The organism is Priestia megaterium (assembly GCF_041941685.1).
Taxonomy (GTDB): domain Bacteria; phylum Bacillota; class Bacilli; order Bacillales; family Bacillaceae_H; genus Priestia; species Priestia megaterium_C.
The window spans coordinates 3,344,768-3,359,788 of the sequence record NZ_CP130958.1 but is presented as its reverse complement, the minus strand read 5'-3'; the positions used below and the strand labels follow the sequence as shown (position 1 = coordinate 3,359,788).

16 protein-coding genes are annotated in these 15,021 nt (G+C 35.6%); 9 read left to right on the top strand and 7 right to left on the bottom strand.

The window, feature by feature from the left end; translation table 11 throughout:
• Positions 1-35: 35 nt before the first annotated feature.
• Complete coding sequence (locus Q5794_RS17710; protein WP_214987412.1) at positions 36-860, bottom strand: hypothetical protein; 825 nt, start codon at positions 858-860, stop codon at positions 36-38.
• 209 nt (positions 861-1,069) lie between these two features.
• On the opposite strand from Q5794_RS17710, the gene Q5794_RS17705 reads away from it, so the two are divergent.
• Entirely contained in the window at positions 1,070-1,396 is a 327-nt protein-coding gene (locus tag Q5794_RS17705; protein WP_214986170.1) for an antibiotic biosynthesis monooxygenase, read from the top strand.
• 858 nt (positions 1,397-2,254) lie between these two features.
• Here the strand turns inward: Q5794_RS17705 and Q5794_RS17700 are convergent.
• Entirely contained in the window at positions 2,255-2,530 is a 276-nt protein-coding gene (locus tag Q5794_RS17700; protein WP_214986168.1) for a DUF4190 domain-containing protein, read from the bottom strand.
• 669 nt (positions 2,531-3,199) lie between these two features.
• Between Q5794_RS17700 and Q5794_RS17695 the strand changes: the two genes are divergently transcribed.
• The 3 genes from Q5794_RS17695 (at position 3,200) to Q5794_RS17685 (ending at position 5,605) form a co-directional block, all read left to right on the top strand.
• On the top strand, positions 3,200-3,457 hold the full coding sequence (locus Q5794_RS17695; RefSeq protein ID WP_374988233.1) for a hypothetical protein: 258 nt from the start codon (positions 3,200-3,202) through the stop codon (positions 3,455-3,457).
• Positions 3,458-3,547: 90 nt separating this feature from the next.
• The gene (locus Q5794_RS17690; protein WP_374988232.1) at positions 3,548-3,853 is read left to right on the top strand and encodes a hypothetical protein; all 306 of its coding nucleotides are present in this window, start codon (positions 3,548-3,550) and stop codon (positions 3,851-3,853) included.
• Positions 3,854-4,342: 489 nt separating this feature from the next.
• Positions 4,343-5,605: a SulP family inorganic anion transporter gene (locus Q5794_RS17685; RefSeq protein ID WP_374988231.1), complete on the top strand. Its 1,263-nt coding sequence runs from the start codon at positions 4,343-4,345 to the stop codon at positions 5,603-5,605.
• Positions 5,606-5,698: 93 nt separating this feature from the next.
• Here Q5794_RS17685 and Q5794_RS17680 read toward each other — a convergent pair whose 3' ends face one another.
• Both Q5794_RS17680 and Q5794_RS17675 read right to left on the bottom strand, forming a co-directional pair.
• A complete protein-coding gene (locus Q5794_RS17680; protein WP_192994580.1) occupies positions 5,699-6,643 on the bottom strand; it encodes a phosphotriesterase in 945 nt (314 codons plus the stop codon).
• 221 nt (positions 6,644-6,864) lie between these two features.
• Positions 6,865-7,371 (bottom strand): CcdC protein domain-containing protein, encoded by a 507-nt coding sequence (locus Q5794_RS17675; protein ID WP_374989230.1) that lies wholly within the window; start codon positions 7,369-7,371, stop codon positions 6,865-6,867.
• Positions 7,372-7,618: 247 nt separating this feature from the next.
• On the opposite strand from Q5794_RS17675, the gene Q5794_RS17670 reads away from it, so the two are divergent.
• The 4 genes from Q5794_RS17670 to Q5794_RS17655 all read left to right on the top strand — a co-directional run bounded on the left by Q5794_RS17670 (position 7,619) and on the right by Q5794_RS17655 (position 9,895).
• A complete protein-coding gene (locus tag Q5794_RS17670) occupies positions 7,619-8,077 on the top strand; it encodes a helix-turn-helix domain-containing protein (RefSeq protein WP_285229677.1) in 459 nt (152 codons plus the stop codon).
• A gap of 58 nt (positions 8,078-8,135) precedes the next feature.
• A complete protein-coding gene (locus tag Q5794_RS17665; protein ID WP_214986156.1) occupies positions 8,136-8,363 on the top strand; it encodes a hypothetical protein in 228 nt (75 codons plus the stop codon).
• A 162-nt stretch (positions 8,364-8,525) separates the two neighbouring features.
• Positions 8,526-9,266: a CPBP family intramembrane glutamic endopeptidase gene (locus Q5794_RS17660; RefSeq protein ID WP_214986154.1), complete on the top strand. Its 741-nt coding sequence runs from the start codon at positions 8,526-8,528 to the stop codon at positions 9,264-9,266.
• A 146-nt stretch (positions 9,267-9,412) separates the two neighbouring features.
• The gene (locus Q5794_RS17655; RefSeq protein ID WP_374988230.1) at positions 9,413-9,895 is read left to right on the top strand and encodes an SDR family NAD(P)-dependent oxidoreductase; all 483 of its coding nucleotides are present in this window, start codon (positions 9,413-9,415) and stop codon (positions 9,893-9,895) included.
• Positions 9,896-10,108: 213 nt separating this feature from the next.
• Here Q5794_RS17655 and Q5794_RS17650 read toward each other — a convergent pair whose 3' ends face one another.
• The 3 genes from Q5794_RS17650 to Q5794_RS17640 are packed head-to-tail and all read right to left on the bottom strand — an operon-like array spanning position 10,109 to position 12,359.
• Entirely contained in the window at positions 10,109-10,972 is an 864-nt protein-coding gene (locus Q5794_RS17650) for an MFS transporter (protein ID WP_374989229.1), read from the bottom strand.
• Positions 10,973-11,025: 53 nt separating this feature from the next.
• The gene (locus Q5794_RS17645; RefSeq protein ID WP_374988229.1) at positions 11,026-11,634 is read right to left on the bottom strand and encodes an MFS transporter; all 609 of its coding nucleotides are present in this window, start codon (positions 11,632-11,634) and stop codon (positions 11,026-11,028) included.
• A gap of 53 nt (positions 11,635-11,687) precedes the next feature.
• Positions 11,688-12,359 carry a MarR family winged helix-turn-helix transcriptional regulator gene (locus tag Q5794_RS17640; protein WP_214986150.1) on the bottom strand — a complete coding sequence of 224 codons (672 nt, stop codon included), beginning with the start codon at positions 12,357-12,359 and terminating at the stop codon, positions 11,688-11,690.
• A 600-nt stretch (positions 12,360-12,959) separates the two neighbouring features.
• On the opposite strand from Q5794_RS17640, the gene Q5794_RS17635 reads away from it, so the two are divergent.
• Positions 12,960-14,174, top strand: coding sequence for a threonine synthase (locus Q5794_RS17635; protein WP_374989228.1), 1,215 nt, complete (start codon positions 12,960-12,962; stop codon positions 14,172-14,174).
• Positions 14,175-15,021 lie beyond the last annotated feature (847 nt).

Sequence of the window (15,021 nt, the reverse complement as noted above, 5' to 3'; positions counted from 1 at the left end):
GCCTCTCTAAAAGCAATTTTTAGAGAGGCTTTTTTTTAAAAATCACCGGCTTTGGCAATTCCTAAATTGGATTCGAAATCTGTAATGTAAATACAGGCATTTGTATACTTTTCAGATGCTTTATAGCTAAAGTCTCTACTTACACTATAATCTTCACCTATAGGTTTATAAGCTTGAATAGACTTAATTTGGTTGTCTAAAGACAAATTAAAATTATGAGTGGCTTTTTTTAACTGTTGGAGCTGCAGTTTTGTAAAACTGTCGCGATGTTTTTGAATTTCGTCTTGCATGAGTTCTATTTTATATTTAGACAGGGTGTTAATATGATCGATTGCAGGACCCATATCTTTTTTTATGTGTGCTTCAGAAGAACGCATATGTATATTATCAAATAAGGCCAATTCGTTATTGACTTCATCCCAATCTTTTGTTGCATTTATCATGTCATGCATATTGTTCATTAGCGTAACTTCATAGATGGTCTTGCTTGAATTAAATCTTTTATAGGATTTTACATACTCTTTTTCGGTTAAAGCATCTACATCTTTTTCTAATTGCGATATGTTTTTTTTTAGCTCGTTATTACTTTGTGTTTTTATTTTTGATGTACTATTAATAGACGCAGACAGCAGGTTAAAATCATTTTTATAGCTTTGAAACGTTTTATCTTCTATCTTTCCGTCTTTATTGATTAAGCGTTTGGACTCGTTTTGCAGAAATTTCAGCTCTATGGCTAACTCTTTTTTTGCCTCACTTCCATCTATGCTTTCATTGCTTGAACGCGCGGCACTGCACCCCATTAATCCAAGCGCCAAGGCGATTGTAATAGTTCCTGTTGTTACCTTGCTTATGTTCCTCATGTTGAAACTCCATTTCTACTTGTTTATTACTTACATATAAAAGACTATATCATAAAAATGTAATATTTATCCCTATATACTATTAAATGTTACATTTTGTGTGGGTAAACTAAAAAAGTATTATAATGGAATTTATAAAAGTAATGCTAAAGATAATAGAAAATATACTTTTTTCATTATTAAGTTGACTTATAAAGGAGGAAATCAATATGACTGGAATTGCCAAAACCCCCGAACCGCCTTATTATGCCGTTATTTTTGCTTCTGAAAGAACAGAAGGTGAGAAGGGATATGGAATAATGGCAGATAAAATGGTAGAGCTTGCATCTAAACAAAAAGGCTTTTTAGGAATAGAAAGTGCCAGAGATAAAGATTTAGGTATTACCGTTTCATACTGGGATTCTTTAGAATCAATAAAGATGTGGAAACAAAACTCAGCCCACCGCGCAGCACAGCATAAAGGGAAAACAGAATGGTATCAAAAGTTTTCGCTTAGAGTGTGCAAAGTGGAGAGGCATAGCTTTTTTGAGATGTAGGGAGTGATATATTGATAAGCATTTTCTATCGGTGGCTGTTGGGGAAGATTTGACTTAGGAAGTTACACGTCGGAGCAATTAAAGAAAAAGAGCAGAATCTTTTGGACTACGTTTATTTTTAAACGAAGCGAAGGGCTAAAGAAAATAGTAGATGCTGCTTATCAAAGAAAACTGTTATAACATTCCATATTAGAGTGGATGGGGTCGTATATAGTTGATTGTTTTAAAAAAGGGGAGAAGCCGTTATGTTTTTAGCTATTATAGAATTTATAGCCGTTTTTATCACTTTGTGTTCATTAGAAGCAAAGCTAAGAACGATCGTCAAACAAAATGAAAGAAGCAGTGCATTCAAAATGAAGTTTGCGATTTTTTCTTGCAGTGTTTAAAAACAGACTTAAAATAAATACTTCAAGATGTTTTTAAACAGAGAGATTTTAAAGAGAAAGGAGGCTAATTGAAGTAGCACGCATCATCAACTTCTGGTCATTTACGTTTGCATTACTGTGCGGGAGGGGGGGGTTCTCGCTTTTAATCACCCTTCATTATTGTACATGAATTTTTGTTTAGCAATTATTCTATTTTTTATCGGTATCGCAGGGTTCTTTAGAATAAACAATTGGGCATCGGCTCTAAGAAGTATTTTGACAGTGGTAATTAGTGGTATATTAATTCTAGTTACAAGATTTATTATCTTTATCCAAACGTTAAAAACAAGCAGATCCTTAGCAAGGATCCGGTTGTTTAACAATGAATTTAAAGTTAGCAGTACATACCTGACGTAGAAATCATGATACCTTATGCAAGATTATTACCTTCTTACATTTCTTTTTGCTACTTATGATAAAAAACCAAGTCTTTCTACTCCATCGTGGTTCCCGCAAATACAAACGTAATAATTCCTAACACAAAGAGTAGCTGAGAAACCACTCCTACTATACTGCAGATAAGTCCGGAAATAGCGAGCCCTTTACCGCCTTGATTGGTAGCGGCTATTTCATTTGATGCTTTCTTATAGAGAAAAATGCCAATAATACCTGTAATAAAACCGATGATAGGAATAAAAATGGACAGGACACCTAGAGTTAGAGAAACAATAGAGGTGGTATTTACTTGAGGTTTTGTATTAGTCTCCAATGTATTCACTCCCTATGAATTTTATTTTTTAATTATACCATAAAAAGGAATATATTCCTTTTATTTAGGATATGTAGGAATTTTAGATATACACGAACCCGTCTATAATTCTATGCGTCGTTTCATCAAACGTATGAAGGTATGTACAAAAGAAACTTAGCTTTTTGACGTTCTCCTATAAGTAAACCAGCTTTATAGAGTATATTCATTCAAACAAAGTAATAAAAGGTAGCCTATTTAGGATGCCTTTTTATGATGTAGTTTCTAGTAAACACTATGTGTGTTTTTTTAGTTGTTGCACTGTCTATTTAACCAGGGCTACAAAACTGTTACCTCATTACACAGTCATCCGCTTCTTATAAATGTTCAGTGAGTGAACCATAAAAAGAAAATAGCGCTTTTAAAATAATAAAACCCTTTATAATTGTATTAAATGTGTAAAAATGTTATGTATTGTAATTTATTTTTTATGGATAGAAAAGGACGTAGTATGTTAAGACAATTTGTTTTAAGCTTGAGTAGCGGGCTTCTTGCATGTGGACTTACCGCATGCCAAAGTAATAATGAGACAGTAAAACTAAAAAGGAACCAAAAACCATCTCTATTTCTCAATCGAAAGGATACAATGGTTTTTATGATGACTATTTCTACTCTTCACAAGATCAAAAGGTGACAGAAACGATAGAAAGAGCTATTGAATCGGCTGCTCCAACTAATAAAGATGTGATGATTCTAAGACCTATGTACGATATTTATATTGAATACAAAGATTCTTCCCATAAAGAAATGCATTTAACCTTAACAGACAGGGGAGAACAGGGCTATTTATCAACAAATAACTTAAACAAAGAAACACCAACAAAATTTTATAAACTGAGCAAACAAGATCTCAAAAATATAGCCGATATTATTGGTGATCAAGCTTAACTTATTACGGTTTTCACAAAAGTTAATTGTGTCCTCTAGACACATGTATTATAGTAAAAGATGCAGTTTTAAAATGAGAAAGGAGATTATATGGGGAATTTGTTTAAACAGGCTTCAAACGTATCAAAAACCGCTTTTATTGCTACACTGATTTTGTATATCATTATTGTAGCATCTTTTATTCCGTCAATTGTATTTGCGGGGAATGTATTTGCTACACTAATCAAAATAGCAGCGGTACTTTTAATCTTAGTAACAATCCTAGGAATGATTTATTCGCTCTTCATTAAAGGCGGCCAAAAATTTCTTTTTTTACTGTTACATGCCGCTTCTTTATTCATTGTCTTGTTTAGTATCTCTGCTTTTATGATAGCTAAAAGCGCTGAGTTGACATAGTGAAGAGGAATTACATATGCAAAAAGGCAGGAGGAATCCTGCTTTTTTATTTTTAGCTATATACGTGCAATCGCTCTGCTTTTATACTACCTGACCTCAATGTTTATTACTCTATCTTCCTGTTCTTCTCACGGAAGAGAAGAGAAAGTTTCATAGCTAATTTGCTTATCAGATGCCTAAAAGTACTACTTTCAAGGCTGTTTTATAGAGTTGTCTTGCTTGCTATATTTATAAATAGGCAATACAGGTTTTACCTAGATCCATCTAAAAAATAACTAAAAGAATAAATAGTAAGAATTTTTAAGAAAATTTTAATAACTTGCTAAGAAACTTCTAATTTCCTCTTTATTTTTTTGTAAGTTGTCTCCTTTAAGATAGAAGTAATCGAGTAGCCCACCTTATTTTGAACGAATGAAAGTTAAATAAGGTTGTATGACCAAAATACGAATGGGTAACCTCACTACTTAAAATGGAGGCTGATGTACACTTATGAATCTAGAGGTTTTTCGAAATTACTCCTTGCAGCATTTGAAGAAAGATATACTATCGGGTATTGTGGTTGGCATTATAGCTATACCTTTAGGATTAGGATTTGCGATAGCTTCTGGAATATCGCCTGTTACAGGACTTTATACAACGATTGTAGCGGGCTTGCTAATTGCTATTTTAGGTGGATGTAGGTTTCAAATTGCTGGACCTACCGGTGCGTTTGTTCCTGTTTTATTAGGGATTGTGTTGCAATATGGCTATGAAAACTTATTAATTGCCGGCTTTATGTCCGGAATTCTCCTCATTATCTTTGCGCTATGTAAAGTAGGGGCTTTAATCAAGTATTTTCCGTCCTCTATTATTGTAGGATTTCAGTCGGGAATCGCGCTGATTATCTTTAGCGGGCAGATTCCAAACTTCCTTGGATTACACGCTATTGAAAAATATCAGTATTTTCATTTAAATATAAAAGAGATCTTTGGTAATTTACACTTCATCAACATCTATAGTATCGCTACAGCAGGATTGTGCCTAGCTACGATTTTAATTGTTCTTTACTTTTCACCTAAGTCGCTGGGAATGTCCTATTTACTTGGAATTATTGTATCAACGGGCTTGGCATCTTTTTTCTTTGCAAATCAGTTTGAAACCATTGGTTCCATTTACGGAGAGATACCTCGTCATTTCCCGGCGCCAGCGTTTCCAGATATAACAGTGGAGAGGGTGGTCACTCTTTTACCTTCTGCATTTGTCATTGCTGTACTTGTAGGGTTACAATCTTTACTGACAGCTCGCGTTGCAGATGAAATGACAAAATCAAAGCACAGCAGCAAAAAAGAACTGATTGGCCAGGGAATCGTAAACATGGTAACGCCGATGTTTTCAGGTATTCCCGCGGCAGGAGAGATTGCAAGAACTGTTACCAATATTAAAAACGGCGCTTCATCTCCAATTGCAGGAATCACGCACGCTATCTTTGTGTTGATTGTGCTGCTAGTGCTCGCTCCGTACGCTTCATACGTGGCGCTTGCCAGTCTCGCGCCGGTTTTGATGGTCGTAGCGTGGAATATAAGTAAAAAAGAACAGTTTGCAAAGGTAGTAAAAGAAAAGTCGTTTCATTCACTGGTTCTACTCACGACCTTTTCATTAACTGTGTTTACAAACTTAACAATAGGAATAGCCGTTGGATTATGCTTGTCTGGTGCACACTTTATGATAAGAAAGAGCAAAGAGAAACAAAAATTATTAAGAAAAACGGGCTAACGAACGTATAACATGCTTCATCGACGCCAAAAAAACTCCTACTTAGCAGGCTTAAAGTGGGGGTTTTTAATCGTAACGAAAACTAGATCTAAATTACTTTCCTTCAAACCAACAGCGAGCGTTATCAAAAAGCATATGTTGAATCTGCTGTTCGGTTACGCCTTTTCTTTTTAATTCCGGTACGACTTCTTCTAACACAAAGCTCATTGACCATTTTGGAAAACGTTCTTCAATTACGCCTTCTGGAAACCAATCCATTGTACAGCAGTAGTCTTGTGATAGAAACATGCGGTTTGAGTATCCTTGTCTGGCTAACTCAATGACCGTGTTATTTCTATTTTCAGTTGAACATTCTCTTGTCAAACCGTAGCGGTCCATTCCAATAAAAGCCCCTTGTTTTAAGATGTTTGAAATATACTCAAGATTATCCGTATCTCCCGTATGTCCAATCAGAATTTGATTTGGATTAGCACCTTCTTCAAGTAAGATATCAAGCTGCTTTAAGCCTGTGCCGCTTGCAGGATGTGAATGGGTCATAATTGGCACGCCCGTTTTTTTATGAGCTCGTGCTACAGCGCGCATTACTTTTTCTACATCCGCGGTTACGCCAGGTGCATCTGTAGCGCATTTTAGAAATCCTGCTTTAATCGACGTGTTTTGAATGCCGACTTCGATGTCACGAACAAACAGATCCGCCATATAATCAATGCTACGAGTTTGAAAGTGGGTAGGGATGTAGTTATACGTATAAATTCCTGTAGCTGCAATGATTTGAGTGTCCGTTTCACGGGCAATTTTTTCAATAAAACGAATATCGCGCCCTTGTTCCATCACCGTAGGATCACAGATTGTTTTGACTCCGAGTTTCTTCGCGCGATTTACTTGTTCTACTGCTTTCGCGATTTCTTGTTTCTTATCATATAAATGAGGAAACTGTGCGTGAACAGATTCAGAACGAACGCGCATATGCTCATGGATTAACGTTAGCCCTAGTTCGGACGCGTTGACTGGGCCTGTTACAGAATTGATAAATGTCATAGTATAATTCCTTTCATAATATACCTGTAAATTAAAAAGCGGGTGATTAGGTACAGTTTTAATTTCATCTGGTTTGTTTCTATATATAGACTTTCTATTATAAAAAATACATATTGCATTATACAACATATATACGGTCTTACACAACACAAGGGCCTTTTACTTACTATGACAAAAGATCCTTCTTTCTAAGCAGAAAGAAGGACCATTCATATTGATGATTACCCAGCATTTACGCTGTAATTATCACCGTTTAATTTACGAAATTTTAGATAGCTGCCAACTCTCCAAATAACAATATATATAAAGGCTAGCGTCATCGTTAAGGCCGCGAAGTCTATCGAATCTAATCCTTTAAAGTACTGGCTCAAAGCCATTCTTATGAAGATAATAGCGATAATCACATATTTAAAATTTTTATTTGGCTTTGAATAAATGAAGCCGTCTTCTCTTACTTCATAGTCTGTTTGGCTAAGCATAATGAGTCCGAATATAACACCTAATACACCAGCAATCATCATTTCCCAGTAGGGAGGTAAGTGAAATGGCTGGCCTGGTATGTGCATCATCTGACTTAGACTAAGTGAAAATGCAATTAATATGAACAAAATAGGAGCTAATATACCAAGTCCATTCCTTTTAATGGGTCTATGTCTCCTTTTAATCCTTCTCCAAATAATGAATCCAATAAGAGCAATAACAAATATATAAATAAGCAGCATTTCCATCATCATTTTTCCTCCTTTTTTATTTCGATGTTCGTACAATCCACTATTTAGTATAAACAATAAAAGGATGGAGATAAAAGTGCATTCTTTCATTTTTTACACATGAGAATTCTCATTATTTTTTATGACTGCCGTTTTAGTTTTTTGTATATGCCTCATTAACTGTTTATCTCTTTTTTACCACAATATGTTAGGATTGTAGAAAACGAGAAAACGTAGTGCAAGCAAATTTTGTTTACACGCTGCCATGGTTACAGAGGTGAATGAGTTGAGGTTAGGAAATCAGTTACAAAAGTTAAGAGAAGAACAAAAAATGTCTCAAAAAGAGGTTGCTAAGCAGCTAAATGTATCGGTACAACACATACATAAGTGGGAACATAATCAGAGCTACCCTGAAATTCAGCATCTTTTAAAGCTAGGGGACATCTATGGAACAACCATTGATGAATTTATTAAAAAGGATGCTGCGTTACAGAACAAAATAAATATTAGCGAAGAAGAAAAAGAAGACGATGATGAGCTGCTTCACCCAGGTTTTTATATTGGAATTGGTATTATGTTTCTTGGTACTTTTCTTAGCCTGATTATCGGCAATCTTATGATTATGATGGTAACCAACATCGCTGGAATGTTAATTACTTGTTTTTATAAAGATATCTTAAAACTTTTAAAAGACGTCAAAAAAGATTTTTATGAACAAGGGTAAAAGGGTAAGCAGCGTAAGCCATCCGATGAAATAGCAGAAAAATAATGAGGTGTACCGGGTGAAAGAATTAAATGTGAGTGTTATGACCATATCTTTTTTATGTTTAGTAAGCTATTACTTATTTCGAGTGGGAGCATACGCTTTAGCCAGCAGATATATACACAAAACGCCTGAAGGAAGTGTTTCCAATTGGGCGCTTAGTGTACTTGTTAGAGGCGGTAAAAAAATGGAGTTTAGTGATTATGTCACGTGGGCAGGGTTTTGTGTATTTTTGTACCTTGTGTAGTTACATTAAAAAAGTAAGGAACTATCTTCTTATTTTAAAGGGAAGAAGCGTTGTCTCACATGGTCTTTGAGCTCAAATGATAAAAGGATGAAAACATATAAAATCCTTAAAACGAATAGTATAGGTTATCAATGAAACCTAAAGCAGAAAAGTGGTGTAGTGATGATCAAGTCAAAGCTTTTGTGGAAAGTTATTGGCCTAGAAATCTTAGTTATCTTTTGGTTTTTGGTAAACGGTGCATACGTGAGCATGACGCATCCTACTACACATTATCTTCAGTTTTTAGGAATCGTCCCTTTGGCGATTGGAATAGTATTTTATCTAACAAAAACAAAAAAGTGGCCGCATTTTTTCTTCTTTCAACAAAACATGTCGTTTAGAACGAGAATCCTGTTTCTTTCTCCGCTTCTTTTGTATTTGCTTATTATCCTCATTGGGAACAAAGGTGTACACGGAAGTTCCATTGTTGATCTTGTTCTTATTTTGCTTACCCAAACTCTAGTCATAGCATTTGTAGAAGAGATGGTATTTAGAGGATTTATCCTTAATCTGCTGTTATCAAAAAGCTATAAAGTGGCCGTTCTTCTATCATCGTTTCTATTTGCCTTTACGCACAGTTTGAATATGCTAAGCGGTCAATCGGTAGCAAATACAATTTTTCAAATTCTATTTGCATTTGTTATTGGGTTAGTACTGGCTTTGCTGATCGTTAACGGTCAATCAATTGGCGTTACGATTGTATTTCACGGCTTAAATAATTTTCTTCAGTTTACAAGCCCTGTTAAAGCTAACGATTCTTTACTTATTAATTACGCGCTGCTTTTATTTTTAAGCGGATATGCCTTCTATTTATGGAATCGAAAATCTACTTTATCTGTTTCTCATAATCAAGTTAGTGGCTAATCCAAAAGAGCACCTAATACCTTTATTAGGTGTTTTTTAGTGTTTCGAAGCAGGTATTAATCTATCCAAAGCTAAATAACTCTTATGACTAATGCTACTAAATTTAATTTGTTGTGATCTTATTGAACGCAAAAGGGGAGAAAGATATGTTTGAAGAAAAGGTAGGTATTATTACGGGTGGAACGTCGGGGATTGGTTTAGCAACAGCGGAATTACTCGCAAAAGAGGGCATGCATGTTGTGATCGCTTCTAGAAATAGTGAAAAAGGAGAAGAAGCTCTTTCTATATTAAGAAAGTGGTCTCCTCGATCTCTTTTTATCAAAACCGATGTAACGAATAGTCAAGATGTTAAAAACCTTGTTAGCCAAACATACTCTACATTTGGAAAAATTGACGTGGGCTTTAACAATGCGGCTAACACTGAGGCTTCCTCTAGTGCTACCCATGAATTCAAAGAAGAGGACTTTGACCATTTGATCAACGTTACGTTAAAAAGTGTATGGCTTTGTATGAAGTATCAGCTGCAGGTAATGACCAAACAAAACAGCGGTGTTATTGTGAATACATCGTCAATGGACGCTATTTTATGTTCGGCAGGGACTGGCGTATATATCCTGGTAACTAATTAATAGTGTACAAAATACTTTAAAGGGAAATTACTCATAATTAATAGAAATAACCTTTTCTCAGACCAAATTCGCCGGTAATTATGTTCATAGAGACAATAAAAAGCAGACTGTCTATAACAGTCTGCTTCTTGTATATTACTATATTACACGTGCATTAACACAGAAAATATTGTAGCAAAGACTTTCTTTATAACCAACTAAGCCAATAATCTATTATTCTTCTGATTTTGAAGATAGCACTTCTTTTTTTAGAAAGAAGCATAAAACAAATGCAATGATTGTAAGCACAAATGCGTAAGTATAGATATGCTGAAATGATTCAATAAATAATATTTTAATTTTCATAAATAACTCTGGAGTAAGGCCATTTGGAATTCCTCCTGCTTCTAGGCTATTCATATTATCTGCCATACTTTTCGGCAATTCATCGCCTAAGCTACTTAGCTTTGAAGTAAGTGTGGAGGATAATAGCGTACCAAACATACTTACTCCCACAGTTGCACCGATAGACTGAAACAATGGAACCGTTGCTAATGCAATCCCTTTGTGTTCCTTTTCTACAGATTCTTGAACAATTAAATTATCTCCGCCAAACATGACCCCTAAGCCAAGTCCCGTGATGAAAAAGAAAATGATAACCTGTAGGGTAGTGGTGCTAATATTTAGTTTGGAGAATAAATAAAAACCAATAACAGGCATAATGAAAGAAATCACGAATAATTCGCGATACCGCACTTTTGTTAATAGAAACCCAGAAACGATTGAGGTTGCAACAGCACCTACCATCATGGGCAAAGTTAAATACCCAGATTCCGTAGGGGTAAGGCCTAATACATTTTGTGCAAAGTAAGGGAAAGATGAGAATGAGCCCATTAATCCGCAGCCTACAGTAAAAACAAGCAGTGATAATACTAAAATATTACGATTTCTAAATAGATGCAGCGGTACGATAGGCTCAACTACTTTTGATTCTACCCAAATAAAAAGACCGATTAAAAGTACGCCTGCACATAGTAGCGAAATGATGAATGGAGAGCTCCACGTATACCCTTCGTTTTCGACTAAAACAGGCGTAATTAATAATGAAATGATCGCAGCTACTAGAAGAATGGCTCCAGCCCAATCAATTGTTACTTTTTTCTTTCATGTGTTTCTTTTAACCCACTTGCTAAAAAAATGACTGCTATTAATCCCACTGGAATATTCACGAAGAAAATCCAATGCCAGCTTGCTTGATCTACAAAAAAGCCTCCCATTAACGGACCTAAAAGCATAGGGATAAACATAACTGGACCCATAAACGCTTGAACTTTTGCTCGTTGTTCAATAGGGAACAAGTCACTCGAAATCGTCATGGCTAGCGGCATCAGGCCACCCGCGCCAAGTCCTTGAATTCCTCGTCCAATTAAAAGCATAATCATTGAATGAGAAAGCCCGCATATAATGGAGCCACCAATAAAGAAGCCCATAGAAGCGAAGTAGACTTTTTTTCGACTAAATAAATCGGCTAATTTTCCTAGGATAGGCATGAAAGCAGATAGCGCTAGCATATAGATTCCTGCAACCCAGCCGTACATAGATAATCCGCCAAGATCACGTATAATCGTTGGCATGGCTGTATTTACGACCGTTTCATCAAGCTCAGAAAAAATAATTCCAATCATTAATCCAGTCATTACTAATATTTTATTGTTTTTATTATTTAAAACTTGTTCTCCAACATTTGAGATGTTTTCCATATTGCGTTTCCTCTCATGAAATTATTAGAAATAATCACTAAACAGCATGTGAATCATTTCTCATTATTATCTCTATTAGTTTCTCGGGGGTTTCGATTTCTGAATCTCGGTGTTCTAGATTCAGCACCGTCTCCCCAAGGTCCGCGCCCAAAGCCCCTTGGCCCGTGCTCTGGATCACCACCAAAGAATCTATGGTGAGGTCCAAATCCCCGTAGGTCATTATGGCGTCGAAATTCTTGGTTTTCATCATGACCTTGTTTTAACATTTCTTCGTCTAAATAAGTATTTAACTTCTGCATTAGATGTGAAAGAGTATCTTGCTCTTCTTCTGAGAGAACATCAAAGATGCCCGAGTTATTGTTTTGTTCCTCCGTAGCCTCGATAGCCTCTAGTCCGGCTTCTGTTAGCTCAACGGAAAGTACTCGCCGATCTTTCTCAGATGGTGTACGAACAATATAACCTTTTCTTTCTAACTTACTAAGTAATTCACCTATTGACTGAGGTCTCATGTCCAGTAAGTACGACAGCTCTTTTTGTGTAGTTTTAGGCTGCAGTTTTAATAATTTTAATATCCGTCCTTGCCCTCGGTGCTGATCGCCTAATGCTCCAGCATCTCTTCTGTTGATAAAGTAGTGTCGCTGATATCTTGCCAGCTGTCTCTGGAACCTGAAAAATTGATCAATTAAATCTTGATCGTGTAAATATTCGTTATCTCTTTCATTCATGATAAAAGCCTCCTTGCTAATTTAACGTTAGACTTATCTGTACAAAAAATTTTATCCTCTTAATAAGATAGGAATGACCTATTTTTTTAAAAAAGATAAGGTACCTTATCAAATAATAAAGGTACCTTACTAAAATGTCAACATCTTATAAAAAAGATACTTTGACAAAGTTAAACATATGTATAAAAGCTAGATAGAGTTCTGTAAGTAGACGCATTGCCGAATAGTTTAAGAGAGGTTTTGCTAAGTAAATTTCGTTCTGAATAATAGTAAAGTTTTCGGTGTTGAAATTCGAAGGGCAGTCACTGCTTCTTATATAAGTGCATTTGCTAAAAGGTCTAAAATAATTATTCCTATAATTAAAGTATGAATTGTGTTTGATTTTCACGTTTTTATTTAAAATTACTGAAATTAATCCTAGAAAAGTAATATAACTAACGTAGAAAGAAGCATAAAAACCCTAATTTAATAGGGTTTTTTATGCTTTTTTAATATTCAATAAAATGATGGGTGAATTATACCTTACAATTCTGATAAAAATAATATAAATTATAATTTATGTAGGATATTATGTTTGCCGAATTTAAAGGAGTGTGTATGATGCCGTTTAGTTACGTTTCTCACTTATATTGTCCTAAATGTAAAAAAGAATATAGTACAAAAGAAAAACATCAATTATGTGAATGTGGCTCGCCGCTATTGGTAGCGTATGATTTAGAGAAGCTGAAAGCTAATCTAACTCCAGAAACTGTTCAAAACAGAGAACCAAATCTATGGAGATATCATGAATTGCTTCCAGTAGAAGATCCTAAAAACGTCGTTTCCTTAGGAGAAGGGATGACTCCGCTTATAAAAATGCCTAAGCTAGGTAAAGAAATGGACATTCCAAACTTATATATGAAAGATGAAGGTATTATTCCAACGGGATCATTTAAAGCTAGAGGCGCCGCTGTAGGGGTGTCAAAAGCAAAAGAACTGGGCGTTGAACAATTAGCGATGCCTACAAATGGGAATGCCGGAGCCGCTTGGTCGCTTTATTCGTCACGCGCTGACATAAAAGCAACCGTTGTAATGCCAAAAGATGCGCCTGTTATTACACGAAATGAGTGTGCTGTCGCTGGAGCTGACCTTTACTTAGTAGATGGACTCATCAGCGATGCGGGTAAAATTGTCGGTGAGGCTATTAAAGCCTGGGGTCTTTATGATGCTTCTACGCTTAAAGAGCCGTACCGAATCGAAGGTAAAAAAACAATGGGCCTGGAAATTGCTGAACAGTTTTCTTGGAATCTCCCTGATGTGATTTTATATCCAACAGGAGGAGGGGTAGGTTTAATCGGCATCTATAAAGCGTTAAATGAATTAAAAGAGCTTGGCTGGATTAAAGGTGATCTTCCTCGTTTAGTTGCGGTACAAGCTGAAAACTGTGCGCCTATTGTAAAAGCATGGAATGAAAGAAAACAAGAATCTGAATTTTGGCCGGATTCTTCAACCATTGCCTTTGGTATCAACGTACCAAAAGCAATCGGAGACTTTCTTGTTTTAGAAGCCGTATATAATACAAATGGATGTGCGATTGCGGTGGACGAAGATAAGATTGTGGAGGAACAAAAAAAGGTTGCACAGCTTGAAGGTTCGTTCATTTGTCCGGAAGGTGCGGCTACATTCTTAGCTGCGCGCCGTTTGCGAGAAGAAGGATGGATCAAAGAAAACGAAACGGTTGTTGCTTTAAATACAGGACTTGGAGTTAAATATCCAAACACGGTAGACATCGAAGTCCCTGTTTTAGAGCGAAATGGCAGCCTTACTAAAAAATAAAGCAAGTAAAAAAATAGATCTTCTTCTAAGCGGAGATCTATTTTTTTATTTTATCGCAGATTCACACTTATCACATGTAAAAAATTGTAATAAGTGTGAATCTTTATGTTCAAAACTATACGGGTGTATTTAGGTTTAAAGTTCGTCTTATGGGGTATCTAAGAGAAGAAAGAGGGTATCTTTCTATCTGGAAAAACAGTTTGGTGAGGGAGTGGAGCTGGCATGTTACGCAAGTCGAAGAATATGACAAAAGTAGCATTGTAAACCAGCTTGCTTTTACAGTAGAAGACCTACATGAAGCCACGAGCGATTATAAGGAGAAAGGAGTTGAATTTTTATCTCTAGAACCCCAGCCAACTCTTAAAGTTTTATTCTAGGGACCGAATCATCCATTGCTGCACTTGTTAGAACGAGCTTTATATTTATTTTTAAGACTACATAATTGTTGTAATAGAAACAGTGTATCTATTGCAACGATAAAGCTTATATCTAATGGGATGTAACAATAATTGTCAGATAACCTGAGCGGAAATTGCTACCAAGCACATTGTAAACCAGATGCGCTATCTTTAACGAAAAGTTACTATTTCAGCGGCTGTAATTCCATCGAAAACGGTCCCTATTTTAGGCGAAAAGCGTTTTTTTAATAGCGATTAATTGTACGTTGAAATAAAAAAGTTTATTTTGGTTTTAATTAATTTATTTGTTAGCGTTCCTTCCTCAGCTTTTTTTGGCTTCAATCCCTTTAGCCATAACCTTTTTTAATATTTAACATCACATGAATAGTTTTCGTTTTTTACTTAAAAATAAGGAGTGTTCCAACACATTTAAGTGTGAAATACAGTAA

What these genes read in the sequence shown, in the direction of transcription:
- Q5794_RS17705 (WP_214986170.1), top strand. Translation starts at nt 1,070, where the DNA reads ATGACTGGAATTGCCAAAACCCCCGAACCGCCTTATTATGCCGTTATT.
- Q5794_RS17670 (WP_285229677.1), top strand. Translation starts at nt 7,619, where the DNA reads ATGGTTACAGAGGTGAATGAGTTGAGGTTAGGAAATCAGTTACAAAAG.
- Q5794_RS17675 (WP_374989230.1), bottom strand. Translation starts at nt 7,371, where the DNA reads ATGGAAATGCTGCTTATTTATATATTTGTTATTGCTCTTATTGGATTC.
- Q5794_RS17635 (WP_374989228.1), top strand. Translation starts at nt 12,960, where the DNA reads ATGCCGTTTAGTTACGTTTCTCACTTATATTGTCCTAAATGTAAAAAA.
- Q5794_RS17680 (WP_192994580.1), bottom strand. Translation starts at nt 6,643, where the DNA reads ATGACATTTATCAATTCTGTAACAGGCCCAGTCAACGCGTCCGAACTA.
- Q5794_RS17645 (WP_374988229.1), bottom strand. Translation starts at nt 11,634, where the DNA reads ATGGAAAACATCTCAAATGTTGGAGAACAAGTTTTAAATAATAAAAAC.
- Q5794_RS17710 (WP_214987412.1), bottom strand. Translation starts at nt 860, where the DNA reads ATGAGGAACATAAGCAAGGTAACAACAGGAACTATTACAATCGCCTTG.
- Q5794_RS17655 (WP_374988230.1), top strand. Translation starts at nt 9,413, where the DNA reads ATGTTTGAAGAAAAGGTAGGTATTATTACGGGTGGAACGTCGGGGATT.
- Q5794_RS17660 (WP_214986154.1), top strand. Translation starts at nt 8,526, where the DNA reads ATGATCAAGTCAAAGCTTTTGTGGAAAGTTATTGGCCTAGAAATCTTA.
- Q5794_RS17690 (WP_374988232.1), top strand. Translation starts at nt 3,548, where the DNA reads ATGGGGAATTTGTTTAAACAGGCTTCAAACGTATCAAAAACCGCTTTT.
- Q5794_RS17640 (WP_214986150.1), bottom strand. Translation starts at nt 12,359, where the DNA reads ATGAATGAAAGAGATAACGAATATTTACACGATCAAGATTTAATTGAT.
- Q5794_RS17685 (WP_374988231.1), top strand. Translation starts at nt 4,343, where the DNA reads ATGAATCTAGAGGTTTTTCGAAATTACTCCTTGCAGCATTTGAAGAAA.